Raw genomic sequence first — 1,558 nt, forward strand, 5'->3', positions numbered from 1 at the left:
ACTCCTAACTCAGCACAGGCTCAACGCCCCGCTACCGCTAACAGCACTCGGAACTGTTTTGCCTAATGCCCCCTGCGCTGTGCCTCTTTTCAATGCCCCATACCCCATGATCATTAGGGTAAACGTAGATCGGATGCGATCGCATACAAGTAAGGTTGAAAAATAGCCAAATTTTCCAGTTGCTCAAACTTACCTGTCTGCGTACCTGGATCAAATGCAGTGGTAATTACGTAAAGTTTACTGCCATCAAAGGCAACATGACCGATATGTTGCTCTTTTACTCCACCTTGTTCCTTGAGTCCGGCGAAGCCATAGCGGATTCCCTGAAGTTTACCAATAGGTACTGGTTGCGGTGGGTAGGCTGAGAAAGTAATCTCTTTTCCATATTCACTCTGACGATCTTTCGCAAATGCAGCGTAGTGATCTGCAACCCAAGCTTTAAGTACTGGTAATACCTGGGTTTGGTATTGGGAACTTTGGTAGTCCACTTGGGAACCACTTGGAATACCAGCTGCTAAGAGTTTTTTTCGGAAATCCTCATTGTTTGTTAGTGGGTAAATGTTAATCTCAACTGTACCCAAACGTTTACCCTTGGAAGAGACACACAACAGGGGTGCATTTCCCTCACAAGCGGCAACTTGCCAGTTCGTTGGAGCAGCAGTATTTCCCAGGATTTTCTGCCAGATATTACCCTCGTTAGAGGTGGGAAGTTTTCCAACGGTAGGGGACTTTACCTCTTTGGGTGGAGAAAATTGGGGAAGAACAAATTTTGCTCCCAGTGGTATTGACACCAGCAAAGTAGAACCTAGTAATAAATGATAAAGTCTTAACATTTTATTGATTATCCAGAGTCAAAGATGGCAGACTAACGATATCTACAATACGTTAAACAGGGGGAGGTCGTTTCTATTCTTCTATAAAAATACTATTTGATTTTTGAACAAGACTCAGTACGGATCTATCCTTTCTTTCCTATTCCCTATTTTATATTCCTTGTTGCCTCCCCACGCAAGTAAATATGGCTACGCCACGCTGCGCGAACAGTAATCAAACCGGATTCCTATACCTGTGTTTAGCTAACAGTTAGAGTCAGAGGAAATTATTTTATTTCTTTTGGAAGCCTGCGTCTCCGATATTTTTACAATATAAAAGTTTTGTAACATCCTCTTGGAAATCTGATAATGAATCTGCGAAATTTAGATTCGCAGATATGTTTTTTTCCATAAAAGTAGATACTTCCTATTTCAAAACTATTCCTGAAAGGAAATTTTACCTTTTTTCTCGGGGCAACAATGTACAGAAACTTCGTTTTTGGTAGCAGGTTGTATCTTCTAAGAAATATTATTATCCCTCTTCTGTCACTCTCCGGGGGAGTGATCGCTAAAAGCCTTATGAGCCAATCAATACAAGCTATACTATGTATTAGAAAAAATGGGTCTTGTATTTGTTATTAGAAAATAATGGCGCGATCACTTGCTATACAAAAGCTCTAGAATCCAGAAATGGCAAATGTTTTCAGAGAGTGACAGAAGAGGGATATAACTATTGTATTAAATAT

Annotated in this window: 1 protein-coding gene; it reads right to left on the bottom strand. The window is 40.6% G+C overall.

Annotation, left to right across the window (positions count from 1 at the left end; genetic code table 11):
• Positions 1-113: 113 nt before the first annotated feature.
• Complete coding sequence (locus GNF10_RS36775; protein ID WP_185581955.1) at positions 114-833, bottom strand: hypothetical protein; 720 nt, start codon at positions 831-833, stop codon at positions 114-116.
• Between the last annotated feature and the right edge of the window lie 725 nt (positions 834-1,558).

The sequence above is a fragment of the Nostoc sp. UCD121 genome (genome assembly GCF_014222285.1).
Taxonomy (GTDB): domain Bacteria; phylum Cyanobacteriota; class Cyanobacteriia; order Cyanobacteriales; family Nostocaceae; genus Nostoc.

Bases quoted from the DNA above. Each gene is read 5' to 3' on its own strand.
- GNF10_RS36775 (WP_185581955.1), bottom strand. From the start codon at position 833: ATGTTAAGACTTTATCATTTATTACTAGGTTCTACTTTGCTGGTGTCA.